This window comes from Klebsiella sp. HC6 (assembly GCF_022605325.1).
Classification (GTDB): Bacteria; Pseudomonadota; Gammaproteobacteria; order Enterobacterales; family Enterobacteriaceae; genus Klebsiella; species Klebsiella terrigena.
The window spans coordinates 4,633,882-4,649,837 of sequence record NZ_CP093276.1 but is presented as its reverse complement, the minus strand read 5'-3'; the positions used below and the strand labels follow the sequence as shown (position 1 = coordinate 4,649,837).

Below are 15,956 nucleotides of genomic sequence, written 5' to 3'. Positions count from 1 at the left end.
TGTAAAACTGGCCATTAATTATCAATCCATTTTTGCCGATGATGGAGAGGTCCGCAATCATCCAGAGGCAAAAAATGTTACGTCGTCTACTGCAGCTCTATATCGGCCTTGTTCTGTACGGCGTGTCGACCGCGCTCTTTGTGCACGCTAACCTCGGAGCCGACCCGTGGGATGTTTTTCATCTCGGCATGGGTAAACAGTTTGGTCTGGATTTTGGCACGGTCATGATCCTGACCGGCGCGGCGGTCCTGCTGCTGTGGATCCCCCTGCGCCAGATGCCCGGGCTGGGTACCATCAGCAATGTGATCGTGCTGGGCCTGGCGGCAAATGCGACCCTGGCCGTTTTGCCGCCGCTTGAATCGGTGGTGGCGCGCAGCCTGCTGCTGGTCGGCGCGGTGGTCCTCAACGCCCTGGCAACCGGTATGTATATTGGCGCCGGATTTGGCCCCGGGCCGCGCGACGGCCTGATGACCGGACTCCATGCCCGTACCGGCTGGTCGCTGCGCGGGATCCGCACCGCCATCGAGGTATCGGTCCTGCTGATTGGCTGGATGGCCGGCGGCACCTTTGGCGTCGGCACCGTGCTGTATGCGCTGACCATCGGGCCGCTTATTCAGCTCTGTTTGCCCTGGTTCCGCCAGCCCGTCGCTGCGCAGCCCGTTAACGCCGGTCGCGAAGCCGCATCCTGATTTTATGCCGTCTTCGGCGATGAGAACTAAACTTAACGCTGCAGATGCGGCCGGGTTCGCCGGCTGCGCTGCTCACTTCGGAGATAATGCTCATGAAGTACGTTGATGGTTTTGTCGTTGCCGTGCCCGCGGAGAATAAGGAAGCATACCGCGAGATGGCAGCGAAGGCCGCGTCACTGTTCAGAGAGTTTGGCGCGCTGCGCGTTGTGGAGTGCTGGGCGGACGACGTGCCGCAAGGCAAGTACACCGACTTTCGGATGGCGGTAAAAGCCGAGGACGATGAAGAGGTGGTATTCAGCTGGATCGAATATCCGTCGAAAGAGGCGAGGGATAGCGCCAACGCAAAACTGATGACGGACCCGCGGATGAAGGCGCTGGGAGAGGGAATGCCCTTTGACGGCCAGCGCATGATCTTTGGCGGCTTTGCGCCGCTACTCGATGAATAATCTGCCAGCAGCACCATCCCCGCCGGCCCGCCGGTTTCGGGGATGGTGTTAGCCAGCTGCGCGGCGTTCACGTTCTCTTCAGGTTATTTTCCGCCCACAGAATAAATTCCTCTTTCGGCAGCGCTTTGCTGTACAGCCAGCCCTGGGCGTATATCACGCCGTGATCGCGCAGCCAGTCGCGCTGGCGTTCGGTTTCCACGCCTTCCGCAACCGTCGCCAGGTCGAGCGCCTTTGCCATCTCGATGATGTGCGGCGTCAGCGGTTTATACTCCAGCGTATCAACAAACGATTTATCGATTTTTAGGGTATCAACGTCCAGCCGCTGCAGATAGCTCAGGCTGGAGTAGCCGGTGCCGAAATCATCGATGGAGATGCGGTGCCCTGCCTGACGGTAGCTGGCGATCACCGGCAGCGTGGTTTGCGGGTCAACGAAGCCGCGCTCGGTAATCTCCAGAATGATCTGCCGCGCGGCGATATTCCAGTGCTGAAGCTGTTCGCGCAGAAGTATCGGCAGCTGTGGCGAGCGCAAATCATCAACTGACAGATTAATCGAAATATGGACCTCCGGGCGTCGCTGTAGCCAGGGGCCGAGGTCGGCAAAAATGGTTCGGACGAGATCTTCGGTTAAGCGGGTAATAAGCCCGGTTTGTTCGGCGAGCGGGATAAAAATATCCGGCGACAGAAAGCTGCCGTCGGGCTGCTTCCAGCGCGCCAGCGCTTCCGCCCCCGCGATTTTGCCACTCTGCAGCGAAACAACCGGCTGATAGTAGACCTGGATGGCGTTGGAGTTCAGGGCATCCAGCATCGCATAGCGCGGCGAGCGCAGCCGACGCAGCAGCCGCAGAATTAAAAATGAGGCCAGCAGGCTGGTAAACAGGCCGATGGGTACCCACAGCAGCAGCTGATGCCGCCATCGCTCCTGCAGCGGCAAGGTCGAAGACCAGGTCGCAATCCCGAGGCCCAGCTCCGGGATGCGGCGAATGCGGAAAACGGTATTGTCGAGGGTCAGCGTTTTGGCATTCTGGTTTTTGATTTTCTCCCAGATAAGCGGATCGATCTTTTCGCTACTGACGATCGCCCGTTCGCGCCGGGTGCCAAACAGAACGGTGTGGATCTCATCCGGGCCCAGCTGGACGACGTCGATAAACGATGCGGGATCTATCATCACCATGTGGTTATCGCTGCCCAGGGCCGTCATTCGGCGCTGCAAGCCGAGATCGTTGAGGGTTGTCAGCCAGGCGCGGTAGCCGTCGGAGGTGATGCTATCGGGCTCGGGAAATTTGACGGGCGCGCTGCGGTCTTCAAGCGAAGAGCACTGCGGGACTGAATCATGCAGCCACAGCACTTCCTGCACGTAGCGATGGGTATAGGCAATGCGCCGCATCGCCTGTAAATGCTGCGGGCTACACGGGGCGTAGGGAATGGCCTCCGCTTCCTGCAGCGCCTCTTTCGCCCGATCGGCAACCTGCTGAACCCGCATTAAAACGCGTTTGGAGTAGTTATCCAGTTCGCTATAAAACTGCGTTTTTGCCTGACTCGTTGCCAGCCAGATGCTCAGCCCGGTGGGTAAAATAATGGCGAGAATCAGCACCCCCGTAACCAGACTCACCAGATGCCGGGTCGTCATGAGAATATCCTTATGTCAGAGGGGGTTCGCTGAGTATACCCGATAGCGTAAAAAGGTTACGGCAGAGGTGAATTATTATTGGATGTAAAAAATGCCCGAACCGGAAGATGCCGCCGATATCGGGCTAAGATGGACGATCCGCAGCGTTCAAAGCGTTGAACGCGCGGAAAAAACGAGGGCCGGAATGCCTTCCGCGCTAGCGTTAAGCATTCCGTAACAGCTTAATCGACGATCGTGACAGCGAGATGTTGCTCATCATGAAGGTCTAGTGGGCGTCCGGGGCGGCAATATCGGCGCTGATGCGCAGGTCATTTTCATCAAAGACCATGCAGAAGCCGTCGTCGAAGGCGACGTCGATTTTCTGCCACGGGCGGAAGTGCACGTCGCCGGGGAGCAGGATTTTGACATTATCGTGACCGTAGCACTGGCCGAACAGATAGGTGTTGTTCCCCAGACGTTCAACGACTTCGCACTGGAAGCCGACGACCGTCCCGCTGCGAACGTCGGTCGACAGATGCTCAGGGCGGATCCCTAACGTGACGCTATCGCCGGGCCGTACCGGGGCGGTGGTGATATTCAGCGTCAGGTGATGATCCTGCGCCATCTTCACGCTGAGCTGGCCCGGCTGCCATGCGGTGACCGTTGCGGGCAGGAAGTTCATCTTCGGCGAGCCGATAAACCCGGCAACGAATTTATTGACCGGGTTGTAGTACAGCGACATCGGCGAGCCCATCTGCTCAACCTTGCCGTAGTTCATCACCACGATCTTATCGGCAAGGGTCATGGCTTCAACCTGATCGTGGGTGACATACACCATCGTAGTTTTGAGCTCATGGTGCAGTTTGGCGATATGCAGACGCATCTCGACGCGCAGCTCGGCGTCGAGGTTAGAGAGCGGTTCATCGAACATGAACACCCGCGGATTGCGCACGATGGCGCGGCCGATCGCCACGCGCTGGCGCTGGCCGCCGGAGAGCTGTTTGGGCTTGCGGTCCAGCAGATGCGAGAGCTGCAGGGTTTTCGCCACCATTTCAACCTGACGGCGGATCTCGTCTTTCGGCACTTTATTGACCTTCAGGCCGTAGCCCATGTTTTCCGCGACCGTCATATGCGGATAGAGCGCATAGGACTGGAATACCATCGCCACGCCGCGGTGGGCGGGAACAACGTCATTCATCACCTCATCGCCAATCAGCACCTCACCATCGCTGACCTCTTCAAGACCGGCAATCATTCGCAGCAGGGTTGACTTTCCGCAGCCGGAAGGCCCAACGAAAACCGCAAATTCACCATCTTCGATATCAAGATTAACCTGATGCAGCGTCACGGTACTGCCAAACCGTTTGGTGACATTCCTCAGTCGTATATTGGACATCAACGTTCCCCGGGGTTAGTAGTCGTTATTTGCCGTTGGGATTAGGGTTGCAGCGGGTTTTTGTATTACGTGTAACAACTCGTCTGACCGATGATCAACAGCACTGAAATCATGCTGTGACTATAACTTCCAGTATTTTTGCGCCCTACACCGATGTTTCATTTCTGCAAGCACGATCACACAACTGGTAGCTTCATATGGTTTTATCCGCCTTCAAAGCGTAGCGTATAACAAATCACGAAAGTTGGGTTTTAGCGTTATAAATCACCGTAAAATGCCTGATGTAAACATCGACAAACGTCGAATGGCTTAATAAAAACCAATAAATTGTTATACCTTCACATGAGGTTGATAATGAAAAAGAACACTCTTGCCGCACTTATCCTCACGACGCTGGCTGCCGGACAGCTGGTTAGCCTGCAGGCGCAGGCCGCCGGCCAGCTTAACGTCTGGGAAGACATCAAAAAATCCGACGGCATCAAAGCCGCGGTGAGCGATTTTGAAAAACAGTACGACGTGAAGGTCAGCGTGCAGGAAATGCCCTACGCGCAGCAGCTGGAAAAGCTGCGTCTCGATGGCCCGGCGGGTATTGGCCCTGACGTACTGGTTATCCCCAACGACCAGCTGGGCGGAGCGGTGGTTCAGGGGCTGCTGTCGCCGCTGAAGCTGGAGCAGGCGAAACAAGAGGCGTTTACGCCGGCATCGATCGGCGCTTTCCGCCTCGATAATGCGCTCTACGGCGTGCCGAAAGCCGTAGAAACTCTGGTGCTGATCTATAACAAAGACCTGATCGACAAGCCGCTGGATAGCCTGCAGGCGTGGTATGACTTCTCGAAGGCGCAGCGTGCGCAGAACAAATACGGCCTGCTGGCGAAGTTTGACCAGATTTACTACAGCTGGGGGGCGATTGGCCCGATGGGCGGCTATATCTTTGGCAAAAACGCCAACGGCGGCTTTAACCCGCAGGACGTCGGTTTGAATAAACCGGGGGCCGTCGAGGCGGTGACCTTCCTGAAAAAATTCTACAGCGATAACGTCTTCCCGGCGGGGATCCTTGGCGATAACGGCCTGAACGCGATCGACTCGCTGTTTACCGAGAAAAAAGCGGCGGCGGTGATCAACGGCCCGTGGGCCTTCCAGCCGTACGAAGCGGCGGGGATCAACTACGGCGTCGTACCGCTGCCGACGCTGCCGGACGGTAAGCCAATGAGCTCTTTCCTCGGCGTGAAAGGCTACGTGGTGTCGACCTGGAGCAAAGACAAAGCGCTGGCGCAGCAGTTTATTGAGTTTATCAATCAGCCGCAGTACGCGAAGGCCCGCTACGTCGCCACCGGTGAAATCCCGGCGCTGAAGGCGATGATTGACGACCCGTTAATCAAAAATGATGAGAAGGCCAGCGCGGTGGCGGTGCAGTCGGCGCGCGCCACGGCGATGCCGGGGATCCCGGAGATGGGCGAGGTTTGGGGGCCGGCTAACGCCGCGCTGGAGCTGAGTCTGACCGGCAAGCAGGCGCCGCAGGCGGCGCTCGATAACGCGGAAAAACAGATCAAAATGCAAATTGAAGCGATGCAGGCCAGTAACCAGTAATTGCGATGTTCGCCACTCTGCAGGCGACGCGTAGGTTGGCGACGTTGATTCGCGCTGTAACGCAGCGCGAACGATCCAGGGTATCGCTGTAACAGAACGGGCGGGGAACCTCCCGTTTTCAGAAGGAGTCGTGTGTGATTATCAATCCCAGCGAAAATATTGCCGCAGCGCGCGGCGCGGGACGCCATGCGTGGTGCGGCCTGCTGCTGGCTGTGGTGCCGGGTTTTGGCCAGTTTTATCATCGTCAGTGGCTGAAGGGGCTGGTTTTCCTCGTGCTGCTGAGCAGTTTTATGAGCGTTTTTTACGACTTCCTGCATCAGGGGCTGTGGGGGCTGTACACCCTCGGTGAAGAGGTGCCGCGAGACAACTCTATTTTCCTGCTGGCGGAAGGGATAATCAGCGTACTGATCGTCGCTTTTGGCGTGCTGGTCTACTCTCTCTCGCTGCGCGATGCCTGGGTTAACGGCAAAAAGCGCGATGAGGGCGTGGCGCTAAACAGCGTTCGCAAGCAGTACCAGATGCTGCTCAAAGACGGCTTCCCGTATCTGATGATTACCCCCGGCTTCATTCTGCTGGTATTTGTCGTGATCTTCCCGATTTTGTTCGGTTTCGCGATTGCGTTTACCAACTACAACCTCTACCACACGCCGCCGGCGAAGCTGGTGGACTGGGTGGGATTAAAGAACTTTATTAATATCTTTACCCTCTCTATCTGGCGCTCGACGTTCTTTGACGTCCTGCAGTGGACGGTGGTCTGGACCCTGCTGGCGACCACCCTGCAGTGTACCGTTGGCGTTTTGCTGGCGATCCTCGTCAACCAGAAAGATCTGCGCTTCAAGCCGATGATCCGCACCATTTTCATCCTGCCGTGGGCGGTGCCGGGCTTCGTCACCATTCTGGTGTTTGCGGGAATGTTTAACGACTCGTTCGGGGTGATTAACAACGCGATCCTCTCCTTCTTTGGCATCAGCCCGAAGGCGTGGCTGACCGACCCGTTCTGGACTAAAACCGCGCTGATTATGATGCAGACCTGGCTGGGCTTCCCGTTCGTATTCGCCATGACCACCGGCGTGCTGCAGGCGATCCCCGACGATCTGTATGAGGCGGCAACGATGGATGGCGCCAGCGCCTGGACCCGTCTGCGGACGATTACGCTGCCGCTGGTGCTGTACTCGATTGCGCCGATCATCATCACCCAGTACACCTTCAACTTTAACAACTTCAACATCATTTACCTGTTCAACAACGGCGGGCCTGCGGTGGCGGGGTCGAACGCCGGCGGGACGGATATCCTGGTGTCGTGGATCTACAAGCTGACGATGTCGTCTTCGCAATATGCCATTGCGGCGACCATTACCATCCTGCTGTCGATTTTTGTCGTCGGCCTGGCGCTGTGGCAGTTCCGCGCCACTAAATCCTTTAAAAATGACGAGATGGCGTAAGGGAAGCAACATGGCTAAATCACCCAGTATTAAACGCGAAAAGTGGATTCGCCTGTCGCTCACCTGGCTGGTTATCGCCGCGGTGTCGGCGATCATCATCTATCCGCTGGTCTGGACGGTTGGGGCGTCGCTGAACGCCGGCAACAGCCTGCTCAGCACCTCGATTATTCCGGAGAATCTCTCCTTCCAGCACTACGCCGATCTGTTCAACGGTAACGTGAACTATCTGACCTGGTACTGGAACTCGATGAAGATCAGCTTCATGACCATGGCGCTGACCCTCATCAGCGTCAGCTTCACCGCCTACGCCTTCTCCCGCTTTCGTTTTAAAGGACGGCAGAACGGGCTGATGCTGTTTCTGCTGTTGCAGATGATCCCCCAGTTTTCGGCGCTGATTGCGATCTTTGTCCTCTCGCAGCTGCTGGGCCTGATCAACAGCCATCTGGCGCTGGTGCTGATCTACGTTGGCGGCATGATCCCGATGAACACCTGGCTGATGAAGGGCTACCTCGACGCGATCCCCAAAGATCTGGACGAGTCGGCGCGTATGGACGGCGCCAGCAGCCTGCGGATCTTTTTCGAAATCATCATGCCGTTGTCGAAGCCGATTCTGGCGGTGGTCGCGCTGTTTTCGTTCACCGGTCCGCTGGGGGACTTCATTTTATCGAGCACTATCCTGCGCACGCCGGACAAATACACGCTGCCGATCGGCCTGTATAACCTGGTGGCGCAGAAAATGGGCGCCAGCTACACCACCTATGCGGCGGGTGCGGTGCTGATTGCGGTACCGGTAGCGATTCTCTATCTGGCATTACAAAAATACTTTGTTTCCGGCCTGACCTCTGGCAGTACAAAAGGATAACCCCATGAAAAGATTAACGCCCGCGCTGCTTGCTGTTTGTCTGGCATGCAGTTTTTCCGCCAGTTTGCATGCTGCCGATACGCTGCAAACGCGCTCTTTTAACACTATGCCCGCCGACTTTATCAAAGGCGCGGATATTTCCACCCTGCTGGATGCCGAAAAGCACGGGGCAAAGTTTTATAACCACAGCAACCAGCTGCAGGACCCCATCGCGATCCTCAAGGCCGACGGCGTTAACTACGTGCGCCTGCGCCTGTGGGTTGACCCGAAAGATGCGCAGGGCCAGGCCTACGGCGGCGGCGATAACGATCTGGCGGCAACGCTGACGCTGGCTAAGCGGGCAAAAGCGCAGGGTATGAAGCTGCTGCTCGACTTCCACTACAGCGATTTCTGGACCGACCCGGGCAAGCAGTTCAAGCCGAAAGCCTGGGAAAAGATGGATTATCCGCAGCTGAAAACTACTATCCACGACTATACCCGCGATACCATCGCCCGCTTTAAGCAGGAGGGCGTGCTGCCGGATATGGTGCAGATTGGCAATGAAATTAACGGCGGCATGCTGTGGCCGGAAGGCAAAAGCTGGGGGCAGGGCGGCGGCGAGTTTGACCGGCTGGCCGGCCTGCTGAACGCCGCCATCGATGGTCTGAAGGAGAATCTGAAGGGCGGCGAGCAGGTCAAAATCATGCTCCATCTGGCTGAAGGCACCAAAAACGATACCTTCCGCTGGTGGTTTGACGAAATCAGCAAGCGCAACGTGCCGTACGACATCATTGGCCTGTCGATGTACACCTACTGGAATGGTCCGATTAGCGCGCTGAAGGCCAATATGGACGATATCAGCAGACGCTATAACAAAGACGTTATCGTGGTGGAGGCCGCTTACGCCTATACCCTGGAGAATTGCGACAGTGCCGAAAATAGTTTCCAGGCCAAAGAGGAAAAAGACGGCGGCTATCCGGCAACGGTGCAGGGACAATATAATTACGTTCACGATTTAATGCAGGCCGTTGCCGATGTTCCCGACCATCGCGGAAAGGGCATATTTTATTGGGAGCCCACGTGGATTGCCGTGCCGGGAAATACCTGGGCCACGCCGGCGGGAATGAAATATATTCATGATGAGTGGAAGCAGGGCAATGCCCGTGAAAACCAGGCGCTATTTGATTGCCAGGGTAAAGTATTACCGTCGATGAAAGTCTTTAATTAATATCCCCGAGACGTATTGAGCTTCGCAGGCGCCGGCGGCATTTGGCTACCCCGATATGGGATTAATTTCCCGTCGGCCGATGCTCAAGTTATTCAGGGAATATATGAATGTTAAACTTCAGGATGTTTATTATGAAAAAATTTGCGCCTTTGAGTCCGAAGGTTAATGCGCTATTGCATGGTGCGGACTACAACCCGGAACAGTGGGAAAACTATCCCGATATTATCGACCAGGATATTGCCATGATGCAGCAGGCAAACTGCAACGTCATGTCGGTGGGTATTTTCAGCTGGGCCAAACTTGAGCCTCGGGAAGGCGTATTTGAGTTTGGCTGGCTGGATAGCATCCTGGATAAGCTCTATGCCGCCGGCATTCACGTATTTCTTGCCACTCCGAGCGGGGCGCGGCCGGCCTGGATGTCGCAGGCCTATCCGCAGGTGCTGCGCGTGGGGCGCGACCGCGTGCCGGCGCTGCACGGCGGGCGGCACAACCACTGCATGAGCTCGCCGGTATACCGGGAAAAAAGCTTCAAAATAAACAGCCTGCTGGCGGAGCGCTATTCACGGCATCCGGCGGTGCTGGGCTGGCATATCTCCAACGAATACGGCGGCGAGTGCCACTGTGATATCTGCCAGGAGCGCTTCCGCGACTGGCTGAAGGCGCGCTATGAGACGCTGGATAATCTCAATCATGCCTGGTGGAGCACCTTCTGGAGCCACACCTATAGCGACTGGTCGCAGATTGAGTCTCCGTCCCCGCAGGGGGAGGTCTCCATCCACGGCCTCAACCTCGACTGGCATCGCTTTAACACCGCCCAGGTGAGCGATTTTTGCCGCCATGAAGTTGCTCCGCTGAAAGCGGCAAATGCCGACCTGCCGGTGACCACAAACTTTATGGAATATTTCTACGATTACGACTACTGGCAGCTGGCAAAAAACCTCGATTTCATCTCCTGGGATAGCTACCCGATGTGGCATCGCGACAAGGATGAGACGACGCTGGCCTGCTACACCGCGATGTATCACGACATGATGCGTAGCCTGAAGGGCGGTAAGCCGTTTGTGCTAATGGAGTCGACGCCGAGCGCAACCAACTGGCAGCCGACCAGCAAGCTGAAAAAGCCGGGCATGCACATTCTCTCCTCCATGCAGGCTGTGGCCCACGGCGCGGATTCGGTGCAGTACTTCCAGTGGCGCAAGAGCCGGGGGTCGGTGGAGAAATTCCACGGCGCCATTATCGATCACGTCGGGCACCTTGATACCCGCGTCGGCCGGGAAGTGACCCGGCTGGGTGAGATGCTGAGTCAGCTGCCGGAGGTGGTGGGCTGTAGCACCGATGCTAAAGTGGCGATCGTTTTCGATCAGCAAAACCGCTGGGCGTTGGACGATGCCCAGGGGCCGCGCAATATGGGTATGGAGTATGAAAATACCGTTAACGAGCACTACCGCCCGTTCTGGGAGCAGGGCATTGCGGTGGATATCATCGATGCTGATGTCGATTTAAGCCCCTATCGGCTGGTGATTGCGCCGATGCTCTATATGGTTCGCGACGGCTTTGCCGAGCGCGCCGAAGCGTTCGTTGCCGGCGGCGGTCATCTGGTGACCACCTACTGGACCGGGATTGTAAACGAGAGCGATCTTTGCCACCTCGGCGGCTTCCCGGGCCCGCTGCGCAACCTGCTGGGAATTTGGGCGGAGGAGATTGACTGCCTGAATGAGGGCGAACGTAATCTGGTTCAGGGGCTGGCGGGCAATGAGAGCGGCCTGCAGGGCCCTTATCAGGTGCGCCACCTCTGCGAGCTTATCCATGCTGAGGGCGCGCAGCCGCTGGCGACCTATCGGGATGATTTCTACGCCGGGCGGCCGGCGGTCACCGTTAACCGCTTTGGCAAAGGCAAGGCCTGGCACGTGGCGTCGCGCAACGACCTGGCCTTCCAGCGCGATTTCTTCGCCTCGATAAGCAAAGAGCTGGCGCTGCCGCGGGCCGTCGACGCGGATTTCCCGCCGGGCGTCGTGGCAACGGCGCGTACCGACGGTGAAACGACCTTTGTGTTCCTGCAAAACTACAGCGCCCAGCAGCATAGCGTGACGCTCCCGCCGGGCTATCGCGACTGCCTCTCCGGCGCCGCGGCTGATGCGCCTCTGAGCCTGAGCGCCTGGGATTGCCGCATCCTCAGCCGCAAAGCGTAACTCCTCTCTGCCCGTGCCTGCTCTCGCGAGCAGGCTTTTTTTTATCTGTTATCATCTGGAGCGTATTATGGTGAGTTTAAAATCCTTCCTGCACTATTTCTCCCAGCCCCGCCCGACGGTTCCGCTAAGCGATGTGGAAAAGCAGCAGGTTCAGTCCCTCATTTCCGCCTTTGGCGGCGAGGAGAATATTGTGAACGTTGATGCCTGTATTACCCGCCTGCGGGTCACGGTAAATAATCTGGCGGTCGTCGACTCTCAGGCTTTACAGCAGCAGGGGGCATTGGGCGTTATTATTCTTGGACAGCAGGTGCATGCTATTTTTGGCAAACAGTCGGATGCCCTGCGTCAATTATTAGACGGCCACTTTACCGCCCGTCGTTAAATAAAAAAGGGATAACTCAACGGTGAGTTATCCCTGATATACGCCGCATATTTCACGCCGTAGGTGGGCAGCTGCTGTCGTTAAAAATGCTTTCATGACTGCCGCCGTCCCGCGACCCGAATTATTCAGGATATTAAAATAGCAATGGCAATACTCATTACCGGAGGGTAATTAACAACCTTACAGCTGGAGATAAAACGATATTACGTGATATTTGTTACCACCAGGCTTCTACCTGGACACCAAAGTTCCACGTGTTGCTGGCAGTCTGATCTTCAAACGGCTTGCCGTGCTCTGAATCATTCAGATAGGAGGCAAAAATACGCAGCTCCGGGCGCGACATAAAGTCAGGACCGTCGGCGAGGCCTAGCGCAATGGTGTACTTCTCACCCGCCTGTTTGTAGTCGGTATTGTTCTTGTAGCTATCTTTCTGGTAGAACCCGCCCACCTCGCCGATCAGCCGTACGTACTCCGTAAACTGATACTGTCCGCGGGCGACGAGGGAAAGCAGCCGAGTTTTATTGGTGTAGTCGGTGATGTCGTCGGCGGAACCCCAGGTCAGAACGTGGTTAATGGAAAACTTCTCGGTTATCGGGATCAGGCCGGTATTGATAACGCGATAGCCGCTGGCGTCGTTGACGTAGTTCCACATGTCGTACCAGCCGCCGCCCTGGGAGACCATATTTTGCGCCAGCCCTTTATTGGCGTACTGCAGCACCAGCTTGTTATAACCGCCCAGCATATCCTGGCTTATCTCACCGGTCAGCATGACGCCGTTTTCAGCATCGTAGAGTCCGCCGTAGCTGTCCTGCTTTTTGGTGGTGTTCGGCATAGCGTAGTCGATACCGAATTCGGTCCACGAGCCGGACCACGGCTTCCAGCCGGCGTAGCGCAGATCGAGGTAGTTAATATTGACGTTGCTGTCGCCATCGACGCGGTAGTCGACGTCGTTAGCGTCGCCGCGGATCCATGCGAACGAGACCGCGCCCGGGCCCAGGGTGTAGTTTTCGAGCCCGGCACCGGAGCCGGAAATGTTCCAGTATTTGGTATCAATGATGTGCAGATCGTGGCGCTGGTAATAGCGCTTGCCGCCCCATATCACCGCGTTCGGGTCGCCCGGGACCAGGCCTTTAATCTGCAGGTTGAGCTGACGCAGGCCAAACTGCGCGTCGTCGTTAAGCGTGGTTTCGTTATCGTTGGAGCCGTCTGACACCATGCTGACCATGCTATCAAGGTAGAAGCTGACGTCGTCCTTTTTATAGACTTCCGAGCCGAGCTCCAGCTCGCCGTAGGTATCGGATTCGTTGCCCAGGCGGCCAATCTTATTCTTTTGCCATTCGGCGAGACTTCCATCACCGGAGACCCCAACCCCGGCGCGCATATAACCATGAAAATCGATACCCGGAACCGTAGCGGTGGCCGCGATTACGGAGGGTGAAATCAGCGCGGCGGTTAACGCAGCAGAAAGAGTGCGCAGCGTAGTGTTCATGTCTATCCTCTTATTGTTTTGTATTACGTTCACATTAACGATGTCATAAAATGCCTAAACGTAAATTCAGGCAAATGAACGATCGCGATAGTGTGACTAACTGCAAATAAAACAGCGCATTTTGTTACGGTTGGTGAGTCCATTCACAATTTTATGTATTGTGAGCGTAATACTTTTATTGGCAATTTTTCGCCGGGGAACGTTGCGGGGAGCGTTTTTTCAAATAGCCCCTGTTACAATCCAGGGATAACAACATAAGGAACCGGACCATGAAGTCTAAAAGTGCAACCTTAGAAGATGTCGCTCGCCATGCGGGGGTCTCTTATCAGACGGTGTCCAGGGTACTGAATAAATCTGCCAATGTATCCGAAGCCACGCGTCACAAGGTGGAGAAATCTATTGAGCTGCTGCGCTACGTGCCAAATCGCCTGGCTCAGCAGCTGGTGGGTAAGCAAAGTCGGACCGTCGGTCTGGTGACCATTTCGCTCGCGCTGCACGCGCCTTCGCAGGTGGCGGCGGCGGTGAAACGCTACGCTAACGTTGAAGGGTATCAGGTGCTGATCTCAATGATTGATGAGAGCGTCAACCAAAGTATCCAGGATTCGATCAATGAGCTGAAGTCTCAGCTGGTAGACAAGGTGATCATTAACGTCCCTTTGGATACCGAACAGGCGCAGAAAATCGCCGCTGACAATGACGACATCGTATGTTTGTTTTTAGACGTTGATCCCTATAGCTCGGTGTTTAACGTTTCGTTTAACCCGGCCGATGGCACCCGTGCGAGCGTGAAATATCTCTATGAGATGGGCCACCGTGAAATTGCGCTGCTGGCCGGCCCGGAAAGCTCCGTATCGGCCAGGCTGAGGCTGAAAAGCTGGCTTGAAACGCTGGAGGGCTATGGCCTGCAGCCGGTAACGGTGATCCGCGGCAACTGGGATGCGCAAAGCGGCTACGCCGGGGCTTTACAGATGCTGCGCGAGACGCCGAAATTTAGCGCGGTGCTGGTCGGCAACGACCAGATGGCGCTGGGGGTATTGAGCGCTTTCCATCAGCATCAGGTGCCGATCCCCGGTGAGAAGTCGGTCATTGGCTATGACGATACCTATGAAAGCTCCTTCTTCTATCCGGCGCTAACCACCGTTTCACTGGATCTTGATTTACAGGGGAAAGAGGCCGTGCGCCGCATTCTGGACAGCGGCGATAGCGAAAAGCTGAACACCTCCTCCATCCTTCCGGCGCGGCTGGTGGTGCGTCACTCCACCGGGCCCAAAATGGAGCAGGGGAAGAACCTGCAGGCCATTGCCGAGCAGCTGCGCGCGCTTGCCCATCAGCTGAATTCCTGATAGCCAGCGGACGGGCGTCTCAGCCCGCCGCCTAAATCCCTTTGCTGTTCATGGTTGATCTTTGTTGTCTACCGGCGTAACCTTGTTGTTATGTTATAACGTATCGAATGAGGTCATCATGAAAGCGAATATTCATCCGCATTACCGCACCGTTGTGTTTCACGACACCAGCGCTAATGAATATTTTAAAGTGGGTTCGACGATAAAAACCGAGCGTGAGATCGATCTGGAAGGGGTGACCTATCCGTACGTGCCGATTGACGTCTCCTCCAAATCGCACCCGTACTACACCGGTAAGCAGAAAACCTTCTCCAGTGAAGGGAGCACCGCTCGTTTCCGTAAGCGTTTTGGCAGCTTTATTGATGCGAAAAGGAGCGAATAATGCAGGTACTTAATTCTTTACGCAGCGCCAAACAGCGCCATCCGGACTGCCAGATAGTCAAACGCAAAGGGCGGCTGTACGTCATCTGCAAAAGCAACCCCCGCTTTAAGGCCGTGCAGGGGCGGAAAAAAAGGCGCTAGCCCGCCTGAGGGCGAAGGCTCTCAAGGGTACGGATCTGCTGGCCATCGGCGCTGAAATTGTCGCTGGCCAGCCATCTCTGCATAGCGCTATCAATCTGCGGCCACTCCGTATCGATTATCGAAAACCAGTCGGTATCCCGGTTGTGGCCCTTTATCACCAGCGCCTGACGAAAGCGCCCCTCATAGTGAAAACCTAGCCGCCGTGCCGCCCGGCGCGAAGGCTCGTTCAAACTGTTGCATTTCCATTCATAGCGGCGATAGCCGAGGGTATCAAACGCGTAGCGCATCAGCAGCCAGTGCGCTTCGGTAGCCATTGCCGTTCGGCTAAGCAGCGGCGAAAAATGCACGTGCCCCACCTCGACAACGCCATTATTGGCATCAATTCTCATCAGCGCCAGTGAGCCGACGGGCAGCCGGGTCTGGCGGTCAATCACCGCAAAATGAAGCGGGTCGTTAAGTTCGGCTACGCCGGTTACCCATGCGCTAAACTCTTCGACGCTGCTATCGGGCTCACGCAGCAGCCAGGTCCAGCTGCGCGTATCCGGAGCCTGCTGATGGGCAGCGAAGAGCGCCTCAGCGTGCTTTCCGGCCAGCGGCTCCAGATAACAGAGGCGTCCTTGCAGGGTCTGCCGCTGTGGAGCGGGACGCGGCTGCCAGTCGGGCAGGGCATCGCCAACGGGTTGGCCGAAGTGGTTATGCTGACTCATTTTGCTTTCCTTGTATGGAGGTATGCGCTGAGACTAAGGCCTTACTGGTTCCATAAAAAGTGCCATTGAATTATATTTTTATGGTGCCA

15 protein-coding genes are annotated in these 15,956 nt (G+C 56.3%); 11 read left to right on the top strand and 4 right to left on the bottom strand.

What is annotated here, in order from left to right:
- The first annotated feature begins 74 nt into the window (after positions 1 to 74).
- Both yczE and MMW58_RS22495 read left to right on the top strand, forming a co-directional pair.
- A complete protein-coding gene (gene yczE / locus MMW58_RS22500) occupies positions 75 to 689 on the top strand; it encodes a membrane protein YczE (protein ID WP_133596443.1) in 615 nt (204 codons plus the stop codon).
- Positions 690 to 781: 92 nt separating this feature from the next.
- Positions 782 to 1,135, top strand: coding sequence for a DUF1428 domain-containing protein (locus MMW58_RS22495; protein WP_045855408.1), 354 nt, complete (start codon positions 782 to 784; stop codon positions 1,133 to 1,135).
- Between the two features lie 67 nt (positions 1,136 to 1,202).
- On the opposite strand, the gene MMW58_RS22490 is transcribed toward MMW58_RS22495, so the two are convergent.
- Together MMW58_RS22490 and MMW58_RS22485 are read right to left on the bottom strand one after the other, a co-directional pair.
- Complete coding sequence (locus MMW58_RS22490) at positions 1,203 to 2,762, bottom strand: EAL domain-containing protein (protein WP_241722142.1); 1,560 nt, start codon at positions 2,760 to 2,762, stop codon at positions 1,203 to 1,205.
- Positions 2,763 to 3,027: 265 nt separating this feature from the next.
- Positions 3,028 to 4,137: an ABC transporter ATP-binding protein gene (locus MMW58_RS22485; protein ID WP_133596445.1), complete on the bottom strand. Its 1,110-nt coding sequence runs from the start codon at positions 4,135 to 4,137 to the stop codon at positions 3,028 to 3,030.
- Positions 4,138 to 4,491: 354 nt separating this feature from the next.
- Here MMW58_RS22485 and MMW58_RS22480 point away from each other — a divergent pair, with 354 nt between their 5' ends.
- The 6 genes from MMW58_RS22480 to MMW58_RS22455 all read left to right on the top strand — a co-directional run bounded on the left by MMW58_RS22480 (position 4,492) and on the right by MMW58_RS22455 (position 11,806).
- Positions 4,492 to 5,724 carry an extracellular solute-binding protein gene (locus MMW58_RS22480; protein ID WP_241722141.1) on the top strand — a complete coding sequence of 411 codons (1,233 nt, stop codon included), beginning with the start codon at positions 4,492 to 4,494 and terminating at the stop codon, positions 5,722 to 5,724.
- 134 nt (positions 5,725 to 5,858) lie between these two features.
- Positions 5,859 to 7,166 (top strand): carbohydrate ABC transporter permease, encoded by a 1,308-nt coding sequence (locus tag MMW58_RS22475; RefSeq protein WP_045854241.1) that lies wholly within the window; start codon positions 5,859 to 5,861, stop codon positions 7,164 to 7,166.
- A 10-nt stretch (positions 7,167 to 7,176) separates the two neighbouring features.
- Positions 7,177 to 8,028, top strand: a complete 852-nt coding sequence (locus MMW58_RS22470) for a sugar ABC transporter permease (protein WP_041144345.1) — start codon at positions 7,177 to 7,179, stop codon at positions 8,026 to 8,028.
- Positions 8,029 to 8,032: 4 nt separating this feature from the next.
- Positions 8,033 to 9,235 carry a glycoside hydrolase family 53 protein gene (locus MMW58_RS22465; protein WP_241722140.1) on the top strand — a complete coding sequence of 401 codons (1,203 nt, stop codon included), beginning with the start codon at positions 8,033 to 8,035 and terminating at the stop codon, positions 9,233 to 9,235.
- A gap of 131 nt (positions 9,236 to 9,366) precedes the next feature.
- Positions 9,367 to 11,424 carry a beta-galactosidase gene (locus tag MMW58_RS22460; protein WP_241722139.1) on the top strand — a complete coding sequence of 686 codons (2,058 nt, stop codon included), beginning with the start codon at positions 9,367 to 9,369 and terminating at the stop codon, positions 11,422 to 11,424.
- A gap of 67 nt (positions 11,425 to 11,491) precedes the next feature.
- Positions 11,492 to 11,806, top strand: coding sequence for a glucose PTS transporter subunit EIIB (locus MMW58_RS22455; RefSeq protein ID WP_041144347.1), 315 nt, complete (start codon positions 11,492 to 11,494; stop codon positions 11,804 to 11,806).
- 217 nt (positions 11,807 to 12,023) lie between these two features.
- Here the strand turns inward: MMW58_RS22455 and MMW58_RS22450 are convergent, their stop codons facing one another.
- Positions 12,024 to 13,295: a maltoporin gene (locus tag MMW58_RS22450; RefSeq protein WP_045854243.1), complete on the bottom strand. Its 1,272-nt coding sequence runs from the start codon at positions 13,293 to 13,295 to the stop codon at positions 12,024 to 12,026.
- 269 nt (positions 13,296 to 13,564) lie between these two features.
- On the opposite strand from MMW58_RS22450, the gene MMW58_RS22445 reads away from it, so the two are divergent.
- The 3 genes from MMW58_RS22445 to ykgO all read left to right on the top strand — a co-directional run bounded on the left by MMW58_RS22445 (position 13,565) and on the right by ykgO (position 15,160).
- Positions 13,565 to 14,638 (top strand): LacI family DNA-binding transcriptional regulator, encoded by a 1,074-nt coding sequence (locus tag MMW58_RS22445; protein ID WP_041144349.1) that lies wholly within the window; start codon positions 13,565 to 13,567, stop codon positions 14,636 to 14,638.
- A 118-nt stretch (positions 14,639 to 14,756) separates the two neighbouring features.
- Positions 14,757 to 15,020 (top strand): type B 50S ribosomal protein L31, encoded by a 264-nt coding sequence (locus MMW58_RS22440; RefSeq protein WP_133596451.1) that lies wholly within the window; start codon positions 14,757 to 14,759, stop codon positions 15,018 to 15,020.
- Positions 15,020 to 15,160 (top strand): type B 50S ribosomal protein L36, encoded by a 141-nt coding sequence (ykgO, locus tag MMW58_RS22435; RefSeq protein ID WP_003859006.1) that lies wholly within the window; start codon positions 15,020 to 15,022, stop codon positions 15,158 to 15,160. Before MMW58_RS22440 ends, ykgO begins: the two co-directional genes overlap by 1 nt.
- Here ykgO and MMW58_RS22430 read toward each other — a convergent pair.
- Positions 15,157 to 15,867: a GNAT family N-acetyltransferase gene (locus MMW58_RS22430; RefSeq protein ID WP_241722138.1), complete on the bottom strand. Its 711-nt coding sequence runs from the start codon at positions 15,865 to 15,867 to the stop codon at positions 15,157 to 15,159. The genes ykgO and MMW58_RS22430 overlap by 4 nt on opposite strands.
- Positions 15,868 to 15,956 lie beyond the last annotated feature (89 nt).

What these genes read in the sequence shown, in the direction of transcription:
- MMW58_RS22460 (WP_241722139.1), top strand. Translation starts at nt 9,367, where the DNA reads ATGAAAAAATTTGCGCCTTTGAGTCCGAAGGTTAATGCGCTATTGCAT.
- MMW58_RS22450 (WP_045854243.1), bottom strand. Translation starts at nt 13,295, where the DNA reads ATGAACACTACGCTGCGCACTCTTTCTGCTGCGTTAACCGCCGCGCTG.
- MMW58_RS22485 (WP_133596445.1), bottom strand. Translation starts at nt 4,137, where the DNA reads ATGTCCAATATACGACTGAGGAATGTCACCAAACGGTTTGGCAGTACC.
- MMW58_RS22480 (WP_241722141.1), top strand. Translation starts at nt 4,492, where the DNA reads ATGAAAAAGAACACTCTTGCCGCACTTATCCTCACGACGCTGGCTGCC.
- MMW58_RS22495 (WP_045855408.1), top strand. Translation starts at nt 782, where the DNA reads ATGAAGTACGTTGATGGTTTTGTCGTTGCCGTGCCCGCGGAGAATAAG.
- MMW58_RS22455 (WP_041144347.1), top strand. Translation starts at nt 11,492, where the DNA reads ATGGTGAGTTTAAAATCCTTCCTGCACTATTTCTCCCAGCCCCGCCCG.
- MMW58_RS22465 (WP_241722140.1), top strand. Translation starts at nt 8,033, where the DNA reads ATGAAAAGATTAACGCCCGCGCTGCTTGCTGTTTGTCTGGCATGCAGT.
- MMW58_RS22445 (WP_041144349.1), top strand. Translation starts at nt 13,565, where the DNA reads ATGAAGTCTAAAAGTGCAACCTTAGAAGATGTCGCTCGCCATGCGGGG.
- MMW58_RS22430 (WP_241722138.1), bottom strand. Translation starts at nt 15,867, where the DNA reads ATGAGTCAGCATAACCACTTCGGCCAACCCGTTGGCGATGCCCTGCCC.
- MMW58_RS22490 (WP_241722142.1), bottom strand. Translation starts at nt 2,762, where the DNA reads ATGACGACCCGGCATCTGGTGAGTCTGGTTACGGGGGTGCTGATTCTC.
- ykgO (WP_003859006.1), top strand. Translation starts at nt 15,020, where the DNA reads ATGCAGGTACTTAATTCTTTACGCAGCGCCAAACAGCGCCATCCGGAC.
- MMW58_RS22470 (WP_041144345.1), top strand. Translation starts at nt 7,177, where the DNA reads ATGGCTAAATCACCCAGTATTAAACGCGAAAAGTGGATTCGCCTGTCG.
- MMW58_RS22440 (WP_133596451.1), top strand. Translation starts at nt 14,757, where the DNA reads ATGAAAGCGAATATTCATCCGCATTACCGCACCGTTGTGTTTCACGAC.
- yczE (WP_133596443.1), top strand. Translation starts at nt 75, where the DNA reads ATGTTACGTCGTCTACTGCAGCTCTATATCGGCCTTGTTCTGTACGGC.